We start from the raw sequence: 16418 nt of genomic DNA on the forward strand, positions 1-16418 counted from the left end.
CGGGGCGCCGGCACCCCCGGCGCCTGTCCGGCGCGCCCCCGCGTCGTCGCCTGCTGGACCCTCCCACGTGCCGCTCCGCGAGGACTCCGGACCGGGAGCAGGCCACCGTGGTGGCAGTCGAGTGCCGGCGGTCCTGGCGGGACTGGCCGTGGTCGCGTGCGTGGTCGCCCTGGTGGTGTGGCTGGGCAACCGAGCGCCGAAGGGGACCGAGCAGGACACGGCCCCCGAGACAACGCCCAGTGCGGTCGACCCGGTGGGTCCGGCCGGGCCGTTGCAGCCGACCGGCGTGGCCGTGAAATGGAGGCAGGACACCCTGGCCGTGACGTGGAGGAACCCGGACCCGCAGCCGGGGGACCGCTACGTCCTGCACCTCCAGAAGGACCCCGCCGCCGTGTCCCGTGAAGGTGAGGGCGTCGAGACCGATCGCACGCGCATCGAGCTGCCCACCCGCGGCGAACGCTGCGTGACCGTGACCACCCTGCGTGGTTCGCAGAGTTCGGAGCCCGCGCTCAAGTGCGATCTGTCAGGCTAGGCTGACCGCGACCGTCGCAGTGAAATCGAGGAGTCCCAGAGATGCCCATCGCCACCCCCGAGGTCTACGCCGAGATGCTCGACGCAGCCAAGGCCCGAGGCTTTGCTTACCCGGCCATCAACGTCTCGTCGTCCCAGACGCTGAACGCCGCACTCCAGGGCTTCGCCGACGCCGGCTCCGACGGCATCATCCAGGTCTCCACCGGTGGTGCCGAGTATCTCTCCGGCCCTTCGGTCAAGAACATGGTCACCGGTTCGGTGGCGTTCGCGACGTACGCCGCCGAGGTCGCCAAGAACTACCCGGTCAACATCGCGTTGCACACCGACCACTGCCCCAAGGACAAGCTCGACGGGTTCGTCCGGCCGCTGCTGGCCCTGTCGAAGGAGCGCGTCGACCGCGGCGAGCTGCCCCTGTTCCAGTCGCACATGTGGGACGGCTCCGCGGTCGACCTCGACGAGAACCTGGTGATCGCCGAGGAGCTGCTCGAGGCCTGTGCCGCCGCGCGCATCATCCTCGAGATCGAGGTCGGCGTGGTCGGCGGTGAGGAGGACGGTGTGGTCGGAGCGATCGACGACAAGCTCTACACGACGCCGTCCGACGCACTGGCCACCGTCAAGGCGCTGGGTGTCGGCGAGAAGGGCCGCTACCTGACCGCGCTGACCTTCGGCAACGTGCACGGCGTCTACAAGCCCGGCAACGTCAAGCTGCGCCCCGAGATCCTCGACATCGCCCAGAAGGCGGTCGTCAGCGAGCTCGGTCTCGACGCCGACGCGAAGCCGTTCGACCTGGTCTTCCACGGCGGCTCGGGCTCGAGCGCCGACGAGATCGCGGCGGCGGTCGACTTCGGTGTCGTGAAGATGAACGTCGACACCGACACGCAGTACGCCTTCACCCGCCCGGCCGCAGCGCACATGTTCGCCAACTACGACGGTGTGCTCAAGGTTGACGGCGAGGTCGGCAACAAGAAGGCCTACGACCCGCGCGCCTGGGGCAAGGCCGCCGAGGCGGGCATGGCCGCCCGTGTGGTCGAGGCCTGCGAGAACCTGCGCTCCGCCGGCACCAAGCTCGCCTGACCACCCTTCCGGCTCCCCGCGTTGCACGCGGGCCGGGGCCTCAGCGTTCGTGGCTGGGCTTGACGAAGAGCAGCACGGCGGCGAATCCGACCAGCAGCACGGCGGGCGGCAGGAGCATGGCGTCGGCCATCGCCTGACTGAACGGGGCGTGCACCTGCTCGGGCAGCGAGCCCGAGAGTGAGGCCTCGGGGCCGGCGTCGACACCAGGCAGGTGCTTGGCCAGACGGGCATCCATGAGCACGGCGATCGCGGCCGAGCCGAGCACCGCGCCGACCTGACGCGTGGCGTTGTATACCCCGGCGCCGGCACCAGCCAGGTTCATCGGGAGGTTGCGGGTCGCGGTCGCGGTCAGCGGCGCCCAGACTGCGGCGCTGCCAGCACCCAGCAGTGCCATCGGTGCGATGAACTCCCAGGTCGAGGCCTCGGGCGTCATCACCCGGGAGAGCCAGAACAGCGAGGCCGAGGCGGCCAGGAAGCCGATCGCGGTGATGTTGCGCGGGTGCACGCGGTCGATCAGCTTGCCGATGCCGGGAGCCAGCACGATGCTCACCAGGGCCATCGGCACCAGCAGGAGCGCCGCCCGGGTGGGCGAGAGGTCGCGGACCAGCTGGGCGTAGAGCATGAACGGGAAGCCGATCGAGGTGATCGCGAACGACATCGTCGAGATGGCCAGGTTGGAGACCGAGAAGTTGCGGTCACGGAACAGGCGCAGCGGCACCAGTGGCTCGCGCCGGTTGCGGGCCTGCCAGTAGACGAAGATCGCCAGCACGATGATGCCGGCGATGATCAGCCGCCACACGGTGATCACTCCCGAGATCGTGGACCAGTCGTACTGGTGGCCCTCCTGGATGCCGAAGACCAGGCAGAACATGCCCACGCCGGAGAGGGTGACGCCGAGCCAGTCGAAGGAGTGCTGGTGAGTCTCCAGCGACGGGACCAGTCGGTGGGCCAGCACGTAGGCGACGATGCCGACCGGGATGTTGACGAAGAAGACCCACTCCCAGCCGAGGGAGCCGACCAGGACGCCGCCGAGCAGCGGGCCGACCAACGTGGCCACACCGGCGGTGGCACCCCACAGGGACATCGCCTGGCCGCGACGGGCGGCCGGGAAGATGCGGGTGATGATCGCCATCGTCTGTGGCGCCATCATGGCGGCACCGAAGCCCTGCAGCACCCGCGCGGCGATCAGCATCTCGACGGTGCCGGTCAGCCCGCACCACAGGGAGGCGATCGTGAAGACTGTCAGGCCGGCCAGGTAGAGACGCTTGGGGCCGAACCGGTCACCCAGGCGGCCGGTGATCAGCACGGGCACGGCGTAGGCGAGCAGGTAGGCGCTGGTCACCCAGACCACGGAGTTCACCTCGGCGTCGAGGTCGTCCATGATGTCGGGCGTCGCGACGGTCACGATCGTCATGTCGACGAGGATCATGAAGAAGCCGAGGCAGAGGGCGAAGAGCGCCGGCCACGGGCTGGCGTCGTCGGAGACCTGGGCCGGAGTGGTGTTGGTGTCGGTCACGACTCGATTCAACACCCTTGCACCCACAAACCATTCCTCGACCGAGAGCCTCGACCTCAAGCCCTGACCCCGCCCGTGGCAGGCTGGCGTCCATGAGCCACATCGACCTGATGGCAGGACCCCCGCCCACACACCTCCCCGAAGACCCGGCCGCCGCGGATCTGGCTGCCGGCACGTCGCCCGTCGACGCCGTCCGTAGCCACCCGGACTCGCCGTTCGCCTGGGCCGCCTTGGCCGAGCAGGCGCTCGAGCAGGGCGCGGACGACGTCACCGTCTACGCCTATTCGCGTGTGGGCTACCACCGCTCGCTCGACATGCTGCGGCGCAACGGCTGGAAGGGCCACGGCCCGGTGCCGTGGGAGCACGCGCCGAACCGCGGCTTCCTCCGCGCGCTGGCGCTGCTCGCGAAGAGCGCCCGTGCGATCGGTGAGCAGGCCGAGTGGGACCGCTGCTCGGAGTTCCTGCGCGACTCCAGCCCCACGGCGTACGACGAGCTGTTGGACTGACGATCAGGAACGGCCGCGGGCGATGCGTACGACGTCCGCGGCCACGCCTGTGGGGCGCGTCGACCGGGGCCACACCGCACGCAGCGGGCGCGCCAGGTCGAGCGCCTCGTCGAGGGGGACGGAGACGAGCGCTCCGCCGGCCAGCTCGGAGACGACCGCCAGCTCGCTGAGCACCGCCGGTGCCCCACCTGTCGCGACGCTGGCCTTCACGGCGGCGGTGCTGGCCAGCTCCATCTCCAACTCGCTGAGGGTGTGACCCTCGCGCGCCAGGGCGGCCTCGAGAGTGTCCCGTGTGCCGGAACCGGCCTCGCGCAGGATCAGTCGGGTCGCGGCGAGTTCGGCAGCGGTGATCGGACGTCGGCGCCGCGACCAGGGGTGTTCCGGTGCCACGATCACCACCAGCCGGTCGCGCATGACGACCGCCGATCCGACGGTGCGTGGCACGACCGGTGACTCGACGAACCCCAGTGGCACTCGGGCGGAGCCGACCGCCTCCAGGACGTCGTGGGAGTTGCCCACGTCGAGGCTGACCTGGAGCTCGGGGTGGAGTCTGCGCAGGCGCGCCAGCCAGCCGGGGGCGAGGTACTCCGCGATCGTGAGACTGGCAGCGACGGTCAGGTGAGGCTTGTGGTCCTCGGCGAGGGAGAGGGCCCCGACCACGACGCGGTCGACACCGGCCAGCGCTTCACGGGCCCACTCGGCCACGACGCCGCCCTCGGTGGTCAGCCGCGATCCGGTGGCCGAACGGTGGATGAGCACCACTCGCAGCTGGCGTTCGAGTCGGGCGATGGCGCGACTGGCATTGGGCTGGGCCATGTCGACGGCCCTGGCCGCGGCGCCGAGGGAGCCGAGCTCGCCGACGCGCACCAGCAGCTCGAGCGCGGTGAGGTCGGGGCGATCGGTGGTCATGCACGCATGATATGACCTCGGATCAGCTCATATCCAAGGCGCATGAGTGCATGCCGAAACGACGGCTACCGCGGGAGGGGCGTGGAGGCGACCCTCGAAGGGTGGCAACGATCAGGACGACCCCGGCCCGCGCACCTCAGACTCGTGCACTGTCCGCCGGTGCGCCGGCACCCACGACGATGCGCCCGTCGGCGATCTGGCCCGGCCTGATCCTGGCGGTGGCGGGTGGCGCTGCCGGACTGCTGGGTCACCGGCTGGTGCCGCAGCTCAGCCCGGTTCTGGTCGCGATCGTGCTGGGTGTCGTGATCGGCAACGTTCGTGGGCCCTCGGCGGTCGTTGCCCCCGGGCTCGCCGTGGCCTCGCGCCGGGTGCTGCGGACCGGGGTCGCGCTCCTCGGCCTGCAGTTGGTGCTCTCCGACGTGCTCGACCTCGGCTGGGCGATGGTGCTCGTCATCGTCGCCGTCGTCACGGGTGGCATCGCTGGCGGGCTGCTGTTCGGCCGCGCACTCGGCGTACCGCCCGGGCGTCGGCTGCTCATCGCCTGCGGCTTCTCCATCTGTGGCGCCGCCGCGGTGGCCGCGACGGCAGGCGTACGCCGTTCGGAGGAGAAGGACGTCGCCTCTGCCGTGGCCCTCGTGGTGGTCTTCGGCAGTGCCGCGATGCTGCTGCTCCCGGCAATCGCGGTCGTCACCGGAGTGGACCCGGTCGGCGCCGGCGCCTGGGCCGGCGGGTCGGTTCACGAGGTCGGTCAGGTCGTCGTCGCCGGCGGGCTGCTCGGCGGGGCCGCACTCCAGGTCGCGGTCGTGGTCAAGCTCGGCCGGGTGCTGATGCTGGCGCCGGTGCTGACCGCCCTGACCTGGGCTGACCGCCGACGGGGCGCCGAGGTCGAGGGTGCCGTCCGTCCGCCGCTGATGCCCGCCTTCGTGGCCGTCTTCATCCTCGGCAGCGTGGCCCGGACCTGGCTGCCGCTGCCCGGGCCACTGCTCGACGTCGCCGGCTTCGTGCAGTCCGGGGCGCTCGCCGCGGCGATGTTCGCGCTGGGCCACGGGCTGGACCGCACCTGCCTCTCGGCGTTGCGCAGCCGTGAGGTGGCGCTGGCTGCCGCTGCCTCGGTGTTGGTCGCGCTGATCGCCCTGCCGGCCGTCTTCCTGGTGAGCTGAGCGCATCTCGACTCGGCGCACTTGTGCGGTGGTGCTGACGGTTCGCACGTCGTACGACGCGTGTGGAGCGACCATCACCCCGCGTGAGCACTAAGGGGCGGTGAGGAGCGATCGGAGCTTGTCGGCCCCGAGCGCCACGACCAGCGTGGGCAGACGCGGGCCGCGGTCCTTGTCGACCAGCAGGTTGTAGAGCAGCTTGAAGAACGCCTTCTGGTCGGCCTTGACCTCGTCGGTCGGGGCATCGTCGAGAGCCAGACCGCGGGCCAGCTTCGGCACGCCGTAGACCACCGAGGTCACCTCGTCGAGGTCGAGCGAGGCGGGCAGATTCTCCAGGAGCAGGGAGATCCAGCGTGACTCGTCGTCGGACAGCGACGCCAGCCGCTCGGCGTCCGCACTCTCGCGGACGATGGTGCGGTCCTCGACCGGCACGAAGTCGGTGGTCCACTGCATCGCCCGGTCCAGGCGCGGCTGCAGCTGGTCGACCGACTCGTGCTCGTTGCCGACCTTGTTGATGACCTGGCTGATCAGGTCGGCGGAGCCGGCGGTGACGTCGGCCACCGAGGCGAGGGTGCGGAAGGGTACGACGACCTCGGGCGTGGGCAGCCGGCCGGCGCTCGTGGTGGCCGAGGCCCTCTCGAACGCGAGCACCTGGGCGTCACGCTTCTCGGGGTCGGCGGCCTTGCGGCCCAACGCGTCCCACTCGTCGTAGAGCCGCACGACGTCGGGACCGAACTCGACGTTGAACGCCTGCTTGGGCTGGCGGCGGACGTAGAGCCAGCGCAGGATCGGAGCCTCGAGCACCTTGAGCGCATCGGCCGCGGTGGGCACGCCGCCCTTGGACGACGACATCTTGGCCATGCCGGCGACCCCGACGAAGGAGTAGCCGAAGAACGACGGCGCGCGGCCTCCGTAGATCACCTTCACCAGCTCCTTGCCGACGGTGAACGACGAACCGGGGGTGGCGTGGTCGATGCCGGCGGGCTCGAAGTCGACGCCCTCGAAGGCCCAGCGCATCGGCCAGTCGACCTTCCAGACCAGCTTGCCCTCGTCCTGCGTGGTCAGGTTGGTGACGCCGGAGAACGAGCAGGCGGTGCAGGTGTAGGCCAGGTCGGTGGACTCGTCGTCGTACGACGTGACCGTGGTGGTGTCGCGGCCGCAGTCGCGGCAGTAGGGCTTGAACGGGAAGCGGGCCAGCTCGTCGACGCCCTCACTGACCTCGGAGTCCTCGTCGGCGGTGACCGAGTCGGCCAGTGCCGCGGCCTCCTGCTCGGACTCGGCGACCGGCGCGGCCTTGGTGCGGTAGCGCGCGAGAACGGCGTCGATGCGGTCACGGTTGCGCACCGCGGTCAGGATCTGTTCGCGGTAGGTGCCGGCCCGGTAGAGCTCGGTCTGCGACAGCTCGTCCATCTCGCAGCCCATCGCCGCCAGGGCCTCCTGGAGCGGAGCCTTGAAGTGCTCGGCCCAGTTGGTGTGGCAGTCCCACGGGTCGGGCACGGCGGAGAGCGGGCGACCGATGTGCTCGTTCCAGGACTCGTCGACGCCCGCGGGCACCTTGCGGAACCGGTCGTAGTCGTCCCAGCTGTGCAGGTGACGCACGGTGAGGCCCCGGCCGCGGAGCTCCTCGGCGACGAAGTGCACGGTCAGGAACTCGCGCAGGTTGCCCAGGTGGATCGGGCCGGAGGGGCTGGCGCCCGAGGCGACCGTGATCAGCTCCGCGCCGTCGCCGGCGTGACGCACGGCCTCGTCGGCCGCGCGGGTCACCCAGTCGGTCGGGTTCTGTGCTCCGCCACGTGCCATCGGTGTGCTCCTGAGAATCTGCGCTGGACTGAGGGCCCAACGCTACCGGAGCGTCGCCTGGCTGGAGCAGTCGGCGGGTGGGGCCCATTCACGGTCACATCCCCCGCGGTGTGACCCTGAATGGCTACCCCGCCAAGGAGCATCTTGGCACCGATTGCCCCGGACGTCCCGTCATGAAGTGGACACTGGCACTAACCTGCCACCATGCGATCACGGAGCCTCGATGCGCTCACGGTGCTCGGGCTGGCCGGGCCCGAGCTCTCCCTCTACCGCCGGCTGCGGCCCCACTCCGGTCGACCGGTGGAGGATGTGGCCCGGGCGCTCGCGGTGGAACCGGCCGCGTTGCCGGCGCTGGTGGAGCGACTGACCCGGGCGGGCGTCGTACGTCTGGAGGATGGTGTGGTGGTCGTGCCGCCCCCGGCCCAGCTGCTGCACGACGTGGTCACCGTCGAGACCGACCAGCTGCGCGACGTGGTCGACCGACTGGACCGGCTGCGGGCCTCCCTGCCCTCGATCCGAGGCCTGATCGACGACCCGGTGGCCGGCCCCGGACTGCCCGAGAGTGAGCTGCGTGCGGGCGCGGGGATCCACGAGATCCTCAAGGCCTGGGTGCGTGAGTCCACCGGCGGCCTGATGTGGCTGCGACCGGACCAGTGGCTGCTCCCGCAGGAGTCGGAGATGAGCGTGGCGGTGCGTGAGGCGCTGGCCAACGGCCAGCGCTCGCGGGCGATCTATCCCGCCCGGGTGCTCGAGGAGGCCCCCGCGTCGCTCTTCGAGCGCCTCGACGCCGGCGAGGAGGTGCGGCTGGTGGCCGACCTGCCGAGCCGGATGGCGGTCGTGGCCGACGTCGGTGCCCTGATCCCCGAGGAGTGGGGGATCGTCAACGAGCGCCGCCTCCTGCTCCGCCAGCCGGCGATGATGGCAGCCCTCGCCACGCTGTTCGAGGAGTTGTGGGCCCGCGCCGTCGTGGTGCCGGGTGGCCGGACGGCCGACCTGAACCGGCGCATGCTGCTCGAGCAGCTGGCGCGTGGTGCGCGGGACGAGCAGATCGCCCGCACCCTGGGCCTGAGCCTGCGCACCGTGCGTCGCCGGATCGCCGACCTGCTGGTCGAGCTCGGCGTCGAGACCCGGTTCCAGGCCGGCATCGAGGCGGTTCGCCGGGGCTGGATCTAGGCAGGCGCGCCCTGGGGCTCGGCGGGCGGGACCATCAGCAGGTAGGCACCCGGTTCGACGCGCCAGGTGCGGCGTCGCTCGGGCCCGTGGATCTCGCCGTCGGCGCTGGCCCAGAACTGCTCGCCGGCCACGCTGACCGTGTGTCCGCGCGCCGTGACGACGTCGTCGTGGGTGGCGTGCTGGCCGCGGCTCAGGAGGGCCGCGAAGCTCAGGCGAGAGAGCCGGCCGACCGCCCGGGAGACCATCACGTCGACCATGCCGTCGGTGGGTTCCGCGCCGGGGTTGAGCGTCGCGCCGCCGCCGACGTCGGAGCCGTTGCCGACCGCGACCATCAGCACCTGCTGGTCGAGGTCGTTGACCACCCGACCGTCGACCTCGACCTTCAACCGCACGACGTGCGGTCGCAGCGACGCCAGGGCGGCACCGATCGGATAGCCGACCTTGCCGAGCCCCACCTTGCCGATCACCGACTTCACCGCGGCCCCGAGCCGACCGGCCTGGGCGCTGGCCCCGACGTGGACGTTGTTGACCACGACGTCGCCGAACTCGTCGATGAGCAGGTCCGTCGGCGTCGCCGTTCCGTCCAGTACGACGACCGCGGCCTCGGCCGGGTCCACGGGGATGCCCATGGACCGCGCGAAGTCGTTGCCGGTGCCGAGGGGGATCAACCCGATCTCTCTGCCGGTGAGCTCGTTGCGCCGGTGCAGGGCGGCGATCACCGCGTGCATGCTTCCGTCACCGCCGGCCACGACGATGCGCCTGGTTCCGGCCCGGTGGAGCACGCCGTCGAGCTCTCCGGGGTTGGAGGTGGCGGCCACCTCGACGCTGGCCCGGGAGCGCAACACGCCGAGGGCGGTGTCGAGGGTCGCCTCGTCGGAGGTGCCGGCCGCGTCATTGGTGATCACAAGGAGGGGTTCCACGATCCGCGACACTACCGGTCGCTTTGGTAACGTGTGGTCGCAAGAGCCCGTTGCAGCCCCTGCGCTGCGGCCGGGCTGTTTCCATGTTCAGGAGGGGGCACCTCATGCCCGCGATCATTGTTCTTGGCGCCCAGTGGGGCGACGAAGGCAAGGGCAAGGCGACTGACCTGCTCGCGCAGGACACCAGCATCGACTTCGTGGTCCGCACCAGCGGCGGCCACAACGCCGGTCACACCATCGTGATCGACGGCGAGAAGTACGCCACCCACCTGCTGCCCAGCGGAATCCTGACTCCGGGCGCCACCAGCGTGATCGCCAACGGTGTCGTGGTCTCCCCGGAAGCGCTCTTCCGTGAGCTCGACGGCCTGATCGAGCGTGGCGTCGACGTGGCCAACCTGGTGGTCAGCGCGAACGCGCACGTGATCGCGTCGTACCACTCGACGATCGACAAGGTCTCCGAGCGCTTCCTCGGCAAGAACCTGATCGGTACGACGGGGCGCGGCATCGGGCCGGCGTACTCCGACAAGGTCAACCGCTGCGGCATTCGCGTCGCCGACCTCTTCGACGAGGGCATCCTGGCGCAGAAGATCGAGGCCGCGCTCGACGTGCGCAACCACCTGCTGACCAAGGTCTACAACCGTCGCGCCATCGAGGCCGACGCGGTCGTCGAGGAGCTCCTGTCCTACGCCGACCGGTTGCGGCCGATGGTGGCCGACACGACGCTGCTGCTCAACAATGCGCTCGACGACGGCAAGACCGTGCTCTTCGAGGGCGCCCAGGCCACCATGCTCGACGTCGACCACGGCACCTACCCGTTCGTGACCAGCAGCAACCCGGTCGCCGGTGGAGTGTGCGTCGGCGCCGGCGTCGGCCCCACCCGCATCGACCGCGTCATCGGCGTGATCAAGGCCTACACCACCCGGGTCGGCTCCGGGCCGTTCCCGACCGAGCTCTTCGACGACGACGGCGTGAAGCTGCAGACCCTGGGCGGCGAGATCGGTGTCTCCACCGGCCGTACCCGGCGTTGCGGCTGGTACGACGCGGTCATCGCTCGCTACGCCACGCGGGTCAACGGGCTCACCGAGTTCTTCCTGACCAAGCTCGACATCCTCGGCGACTGGGACCGCATCCCGGTGTGCGTGGCCTACGAGATCGACGGCAAGCGGGTCGACGAGATGCCGATGACACAGACCGAGTTCCACCACGCGACGCCGGTCTATGAGTTCTTCGAGGGGTGGAAGAGCGACATCTCCGGCTGCCGTACCTTCGAGGACCTGCCCAAGAATGCGCAGACCTACGTGAAGGCACTCGAGGAGCTCAGCGGTGCGCCGTTCTGGGGCGTCGGCGTCGGTCCCGGTCGCGAGCAGACGATCGTGGTCCACGACCGCTGAGCCTGGTCTCAGCCGCCGGAGCTCACGGAAGGTTCGTGAAGCTCCGCACGACGTGTGAGGTCCGGTACTCACACGACTCGAGACAGTCGAACGCCGTGACTCGGGTCGGTTGCTCGAAGTTCGAGCCCGTGGAGACGAGCACGTCGACGCGCCATTTCGCGCCGTCGCCGCGGATCACGCGCAGCAGGTCGTCACGGCCGTCCCGGTTCACGTCTGCCGCGGTGGTCGCGTAGTCGAAGATCCCCGTGATGATGCGGGTCGCCCCCCACCCGACGCCGTCGTCGAAACGCTTGCCCCGGGCCCGATAGACGCGGGTTGCGACGTTCCAGTCGTCGTACCGGGTGACGGTGACGACGATCTCGTCTCGACTGTCACCGTCGACGTCGGCCGCCGTGTAGTTCCCGGCGATCCTGCCGTCGTAGTCGGCGCCGTCCGTGGGCACGTGCCGCATGGGGCCGGGCGCCTCGAACGTGCTGCCCGTCGACCTGATCAGGAGCAGGCCGACTCGTCGTTCGCCCGGCGTGACATGGGCGAGGGGCTCCAGGCGGGCCTCGACGGCCAGGTCGTCGTCGCCGTCACCGTCGTAGTCGCCGGGAACCAGCGGGTTTGCGACCGGGCTGCCCGGGCCGGATCCGCGCGCCCAGGAGACGGGGTCCGCGAAGCCGCCGTCGGTGGCGGCCAGCACCCACAGCTCGGTGTGGCCGGCGCGTGGATCGGTGGAGACGAGCAGGTCGTCGCGCCCGTCCCCGTCGAAGTCACCGAGCGCGAAGTCGACGGTGCGGCCAGACCTCGGAATGGTCACCTGCGTCGTCGTGGACTGACCGTTGCCCAGGGTGACCTCGAGGCTCAGCGGCCGATCGGGCCGGCCGACCTTCCCGGCCAGTGTCGCCATCACCGAGTCGAGGCGTGCGTCGCCGTCGACGTCGGCCAGGAACTCGTCACCCGGCGCCTTGTCGGTCATCACGGGCGGCGCGAATCCCTTCGACGTACCGGCCAGGGTGACGCGCTGGACGTCACCGGCGCCACGGTCCCAGGTGAACGTGACATCGCTGGCGCCGTCTCCGTCCGCGTCGCCGGGGACGAGCTCCCCACGGGCAGCCCCGGCCGCAGAGGTCTTCCCGGGATCGCTCTCCGGTCGGGGTTCGTCACGCACCAGATGTCGTACGCCGACTGCGGCCGCGCCGACCAGCAGCAGCGCGGCCACCCCGGCGATGATCCGGAGGCGCGGAGTCGATGCGCCGGCGTTCGGAGCGTCGTCGGATGACCCGGCCGACCGGGCGACGGCGAGGAGTGCCTCGCGAAACGCGCCTGCGCTCTTGAAGCGGTCACTCGGGTGCTTGGCCAGCGCCTTGGCCAGCACGTTGTTGATGCGCCGGGTCGACGCGTCGGCCCCGGGCAGTCGAGGGACGGCGGCGGAGACGTGTGCTGCGGCCACGTCGACGTCGGAGCCGGCATAGGGCGCGGCACCGTTGTTGAGGCAGGCCCAGAGCACACATCCCAGTGAGTAGACGTCACTGGCCGGCGTGGCCGGCTCGCCGTGCACTCTCTCGGGAGCCAGCCAGGACCAGGTGCCCGAGAGCGCTCCGGTCATCGTCAGCCCGTGGCCCTCCTCGGTCTGGGCGATGCCGAAGTCGCAGAGGTAGGCGCCGGACGCGGCGTCAGCGGATCGCAGCAGGATGTTGGCCGGCTTGACGTCGCGGTGCACGACCCCGGCCCGATGCGCGTCGTCGAGCGCGCCGGCGACCTCTGCGCAGATGAGTGCCGCGTCCTTGGCGGCGAGCGAGCCCCGCTCGTCGAGGTGGGCCCCGAGGTCACCACCCTCGACGTACTGAGTAGTGATGAAGAGGACGCCGTCGTGCACGCCGTGGTCGTAGATGGTGGTGATGTGCTGCGAGTCGAGGCGGGCCAGGGTGGTGGCCTCTCGCAGAAAGCGTTGCCGGAACGCGTCGTCCGAGGCGTGGTGGGGCCACATCACCTTCAGTGCAACCCGGCGGTCGAGTCCGGTGTCGGTGGCCAGCAGAACCGTGCCCATTCCGCCATGACCCAGCTCGCGCTCGATGCGATACGGGCCGAACTGGTCGCCGGGGCGGGGGAGTTGCACGAGAGTCCTCTGGGGTCAGCCGATGGCGTCGAGCGCGTTCACCGAGTAGTGGCACTTCGGGCACGTTGCCCAGTAGACCGGGTTCTCGAAACCCGAAGAGGTGCCGAGCGAGACAAGGATCTCTTCGGCATCGTCCTCGACGCCTTCGGGCACGAACAACAGGTCAGGCACCCCGTCGCCGTTGACGTCCGAGGTGGCCAGGGTCAGCCACATGTCGTTGGCCAACTGGTCGGTGATGCTCTCGCCCCGGGTCAGCCCCGAAGGGCCGGCACGCCAGAGATGCAGCTCGTCGCCGCTCTCACGGTGGTGTTCGGCCAGCTCGTCCGTGCCGTCATGGTCGGAGTCCACCGCCGTGATGGCGATCAACGTCGCGGAGTCAGGGATGGCTCGGCGTGCCGGCAGCGCGGCGAACCGGGCGCCGTTCGAGGTGAGCAGCACCAGGCGGCCGTCCGTCGGGTCACGGTCGTCGCCGACGGGGAACTCCCCACCCCGTTCCTTCACGGCGACCAGGTCGTCGTGGCCGTCGCCGTCGAAGTCGCCCACCGCCCAGGAGTGCTGGGACTCGGCGGTCACCCGCTCGGTGGCCCACACTCTTCCGCGGGTGAACTTCTTGCCACGGTTGAGGAAGACCCGGATGGTGGTCGGCTTGTCGGGTGCGCTGTTCAACGCCTCCTCCACGGATTTGGCAGGCGTGGTGGCCACGGCCAGGTCGGCCAAGCCGTCGCCGTCGAAGTCGCCGCCGACGCGCAGGACGTAGTCGACCGATTGCCGCTCGAGGCCCATGAGCCGAATGGTGGTCTTTCCGCCCGCGGCGAAGGCGACCATCACCGTGTCGGTGCTCAACTCGGCGATGTCGTCACGGCCGTCGCCGTCAAAGTCGGCGAGCACCCGCACGTTGTTGACCGTTGAGGCGGTGGCCTTGAGCGCCGGACCGCCCTCAGGGTTCCCGCGAAAGAGCAGTGCGCGACCCTCGCCCTCGGTTCCGGCCTCGACCTCGAGGTCGCCGTACCCGTCGCCGTCGAGGTCGCCGAGCACGGCGTCCGGTTCTGACTCGGACCCCTCGGCCCGGGTGGGGGGCTCGGCAGCCGGGTCGTCGTCGGGGCGCGACTGGCTCCACCACAGGCCACCGGCCGCGATCAGTGCGATCGTCAACGCACCGACGACCCACGGCGTACGCCGGCGCCGGGTGCGGGCAAGTGCCGGAAGGGTGACGACGTGCTCGTCGACCTCAGCCGGGTCGATCGCTCCGGACGAGTCTCCGGCCAGCTCCTCGAGCGCCCGCTTCATCTCGGCGGCGCTGGCGAAGCGCTCTGCCGGATCCTTCGCCATGGCGCGAGTCATGAAGGCGTTCACCGCCACTGCCGTCGGTTCCGCGCTGGTGAACCGGGGGATCGGGGCAGTCCGGTGGGACAGGGCGATCTGTACGTCGCTGCCGGCGTACGGCGGGCGCCCGGTCAGCGTCGTCCAGAAGAGACAAGCGAGGGCGTAGGTGTCGCTGGCCGGGGTCGCCGGCTCGCCGGTGGAACGCTCGGGTGCCAGGTAGGCCCAGGTGCCGGCGACGCCGCCGGCCATGGTCAGGCCGGCCTGCTCGGTCTGCGCGATGCCGAAGTCGCAGAGGTAGACCTGCGGGCTCGGATGGTCGGGGTCGCGGACGAGGACGTTCGCGGGCTTGACGTCACGGTGGACAACCCCGGCCCGGTGAGCGTCCTCGAGTCCGGCGGCAATCTGGGCGCACACCGCGGCCGCCATCGGGACCGGCATCCGTCCACGCCGCCCGAGCAACGAGCCGAGATCGCCGCCGGGCAGGAACTGGGTGGCGATGTACGGCACGCCGTCGTGGTCGCCGTGTTCGAAGATCTGGGTGATGTGCGGAGAGTTCAGCCTGGACAGGACGTTGGCCTCGCGGTGGAAGCGCTCGAGGAAGTCCTCGGATCCTGCGACGTTCGCCGACATCACCTTCAGCGCGACCTGGCGGCGCAGCCTGGTGTCGGTGGCGAGGAACACCATGCCCATGCCGCCCTGCCCGAGCAGACGGTCGAGGTGGTAGCGGCCGAAGTCCTGCCCGACGAGGGGCACGGAGGTCATCGAGGTCTTCCAGGGATGGCGTCGAGCACGAGGTCACCATGCCCACCCGAGGCACAGTCGAACCACGGCAGTCGTCGGGACAGGGTCGGGCTCACTGCAGCTCGAACGGCCCGATGATGTCGGCCTGGGCCCAGTTGCATTCGTTGGCGCAGTCGAAGACGGTCCGGCGGGACGGCTGCTCGTAGTTCGTGCCGGTCGAGATCAGCACGTCGATCACCCACGGCTCCTCGTTCCACCGGTCCAGGCGCACCAGGTCATCGAGTCCGTCGCCGTTGACGTCAGAGGCGACCGTGTCGACGAAGGATCCGTAGACGATGCCGGGCGGGGTGATCACCCAGGACTCACCGGCGTCGAAGCGGCCCGTGCGCAGTCGGTGGATCCGGACCTCCTGCTGCCCGTCGGCGTCGAGCAGCATGGTCAGCTCGTCGGTGCCGTCACCGTCGACGTCGGCCGGGGCCGCGCTTCCGGTGCCGAAGCCGTTCTGGGGAGTCAGGCGGATCTTGCCGGGCTGGCCGAAGCCCCGGCCGTCCGACCTGATCAGGTGCAGCCCCGACTTTTGCTGTTTGGGTCCGAACGTCGCCTCCACCGCCAGATCGGTGTCCCCGTCCCCGTCGTAGTCCCCGGGAAGCAGCGAGTTGTGGAAGAGGTCGGTCAGCCCGGTGTCCCTGACCCAGGAGCTCGGAGCCCCGAAGCCGTCGCCGGTCGACAACGCAACCCACACCTCGATGCCGCCCGGGGAGCGGTCAGTGGCGAACGCGATGTCGTCCAACCCGTCGCCGTCGAAGTCGCCGATCACGTTCGTGACGTACTTCCCGGTGCGGGGGAGCGTGACGCGTTCGTCGACCGGGGTGCCGTCCCCGGTCCGGGTCCTCAATGAGTAGCGGACGTTCCTGCGGGCGCTGGTCTTGCTGAGCCAGGTCGCCTCGATGACGTCGAGGCGATGATCGCCGTCGAAGTCTCCGAGGAGCTCGTCCCCCTCGGGCGCCTTCGTGGTCCGCGGCTCGGAGAAGCGGGCCGCCGAGCTGGTCATGGTGACGGTCTGTTGAGGCTTCTTCAGGCGCCAACGCGTGAACATCAGGTCGCCGAGGCCGTCACCGTCGATGTCTCCGGTGACCAGTGGTGACCGGGTGGCCGCGGCCGTCGAGCTGAGGCCCGGGTCCGGCGCCGGTGCAGGGTCACCGACGAGCGCCTGCCGGAGCCCGACGCCGGCACCGGCGAGGACCACGAGCGCGGTGACGGCCGCGAGGCCCACGCG

At 70.5% G+C, this 16418-nt stretch carries 13 protein-coding genes; 6 read left to right on the forward strand and 7 right to left on the reverse strand.

The window, feature by feature from the left end:
- Together NJ4_RS24015 and fbaA are read left to right on the forward strand one after the other, a co-directional pair.
- The coding region (locus NJ4_RS24015; RefSeq protein ID WP_217996983.1) for a hypothetical protein at positions 1-532 on the forward strand (532 nt) is incomplete at its 5' end.
- A 41-nt stretch (positions 533-573) separates the two neighbouring features.
- Positions 574-1605 (forward strand): class II fructose-bisphosphate aldolase, encoded by a 1032-nt coding sequence (gene fbaA, locus NJ4_RS24020; RefSeq protein ID WP_067441716.1) that lies wholly within the window; start codon positions 574-576, stop codon positions 1603-1605.
- 40 nt (positions 1606-1645) lie between these two features.
- On the opposite strand, the gene NJ4_RS24025 is transcribed toward fbaA, so the two are convergent.
- Positions 1646-3121 (reverse strand): MFS transporter, encoded by a 1476-nt coding sequence (locus NJ4_RS24025; RefSeq protein WP_067441719.1) that lies wholly within the window; start codon positions 3119-3121, stop codon positions 1646-1648.
- A 92-nt stretch (positions 3122-3213) separates the two neighbouring features.
- Between NJ4_RS24025 and NJ4_RS24030 the strand changes: the two genes are divergently transcribed.
- A complete protein-coding gene (locus NJ4_RS24030) occupies positions 3214-3627 on the forward strand; it encodes a DUF3151 domain-containing protein (RefSeq protein ID WP_067441722.1) in 414 nt (137 codons plus the stop codon).
- 3 nt (positions 3628-3630) lie between these two features.
- Here the strand turns inward: NJ4_RS24030 and NJ4_RS24035 are convergent, their stop codons facing one another.
- The gene (locus tag NJ4_RS24035; RefSeq protein ID WP_067441725.1) at positions 3631-4536 is read right to left on the reverse strand and encodes a LysR family transcriptional regulator; all 906 of its coding nucleotides are present in this window, start codon (positions 4534-4536) and stop codon (positions 3631-3633) included.
- Between the two features lie 101 nt (positions 4537-4637).
- Between NJ4_RS24035 and NJ4_RS24040 the strand changes: the two genes are divergently transcribed.
- Positions 4638-5696: a YeiH family protein gene (locus NJ4_RS24040; RefSeq protein WP_217996984.1), complete on the forward strand. Its 1059-nt coding sequence runs from the start codon at positions 4638-4640 to the stop codon at positions 5694-5696.
- Positions 5697-5786: 90 nt separating this feature from the next.
- Here the strand turns inward: NJ4_RS24040 and lysS are convergent, their stop codons facing one another.
- Positions 5787-7493 carry a lysine--tRNA ligase gene (gene lysS, locus NJ4_RS24045; RefSeq protein WP_067441731.1) on the reverse strand — a complete coding sequence of 569 codons (1707 nt, stop codon included), beginning with the start codon at positions 7491-7493 and terminating at the stop codon, positions 5787-5789.
- Between the two features lie 204 nt (positions 7494-7697).
- Here lysS and NJ4_RS24050 point away from each other — a divergent pair, with 204 nt between their 5' ends.
- Positions 7698-8666 (forward strand): helix-turn-helix domain-containing protein, encoded by a 969-nt coding sequence (locus NJ4_RS24050; protein WP_067441734.1) that lies wholly within the window; start codon positions 7698-7700, stop codon positions 8664-8666.
- Here the strand turns inward: NJ4_RS24050 and NJ4_RS24055 are convergent.
- Complete coding sequence (locus NJ4_RS24055) at positions 8663-9586, reverse strand: diacylglycerol/lipid kinase family protein (protein WP_245644693.1); 924 nt, start codon at positions 9584-9586, stop codon at positions 8663-8665. The genes NJ4_RS24050 and NJ4_RS24055 overlap by 4 nt on opposite strands.
- A gap of 104 nt (positions 9587-9690) precedes the next feature.
- Here NJ4_RS24055 and NJ4_RS24060 point away from each other — a divergent pair, with 104 nt between their 5' ends.
- The gene (locus tag NJ4_RS24060) at positions 9691-10977 is read left to right on the forward strand and encodes an adenylosuccinate synthase (protein ID WP_067441740.1); all 1287 of its coding nucleotides are present in this window, start codon (positions 9691-9693) and stop codon (positions 10975-10977) included.
- Positions 10978-10999: 22 nt separating this feature from the next.
- On the opposite strand, the gene NJ4_RS24065 is transcribed toward NJ4_RS24060, so the two are convergent.
- From NJ4_RS24065 to NJ4_RS24075, 3 genes are all read right to left on the reverse strand, one after another.
- Positions 11000-13078, reverse strand: a complete 2079-nt coding sequence (locus NJ4_RS24065) for a protein kinase domain-containing protein (protein ID WP_067441743.1) — start codon at positions 13076-13078, stop codon at positions 11000-11002.
- Positions 13079-13093: 15 nt separating this feature from the next.
- On the reverse strand, positions 13094-15163 hold the full coding sequence (locus NJ4_RS24070) for a protein kinase domain-containing protein (RefSeq protein ID WP_067441746.1): 2070 nt from the start codon (positions 15161-15163) through the stop codon (positions 13094-13096).
- A gap of 91 nt (positions 15164-15254) precedes the next feature.
- A partial coding sequence (locus NJ4_RS24075; protein ID WP_174524633.1) for an FG-GAP-like repeat-containing protein occupies positions 15255-16418 on the reverse strand: 1164 nt, incomplete at its 5' end.

The organism is Nocardioides jensenii JCM 1364 = NBRC 14755 (assembly GCF_001552535.1).
GTDB classification, from domain to species: domain Bacteria; phylum Actinomycetota; class Actinomycetes; order Propionibacteriales; family Nocardioidaceae; genus Nocardioides; species Nocardioides jensenii.

Excerpts from the sequence above, each read along its gene's own strand:
- NJ4_RS24070 (WP_067441746.1), bottom strand. The coding sequence starts at position 15,163 with ATGACCTCCGTGCCCCTCGTCGGGCAGGACTTCGGCCGCTACCACCTC.
- NJ4_RS24060 (WP_067441740.1), top strand. The coding sequence starts at position 9,691 with ATGCCCGCGATCATTGTTCTTGGCGCCCAGTGGGGCGACGAAGGCAAG.
- NJ4_RS24050 (WP_067441734.1), top strand. The coding sequence starts at position 7,698 with ATGCGATCACGGAGCCTCGATGCGCTCACGGTGCTCGGGCTGGCCGGG.
- fbaA (WP_067441716.1), top strand. The coding sequence starts at position 574 with ATGCCCATCGCCACCCCCGAGGTCTACGCCGAGATGCTCGACGCAGCC.
- lysS (WP_067441731.1), bottom strand. The coding sequence starts at position 7,493 with ATGGCACGTGGCGGAGCACAGAACCCGACCGACTGGGTGACCCGCGCG.
- NJ4_RS24030 (WP_067441722.1), top strand. The coding sequence starts at position 3,214 with ATGAGCCACATCGACCTGATGGCAGGACCCCCGCCCACACACCTCCCC.
- NJ4_RS24035 (WP_067441725.1), bottom strand. The coding sequence starts at position 4,536 with ATGACCACCGATCGCCCCGACCTCACCGCGCTCGAGCTGCTGGTGCGC.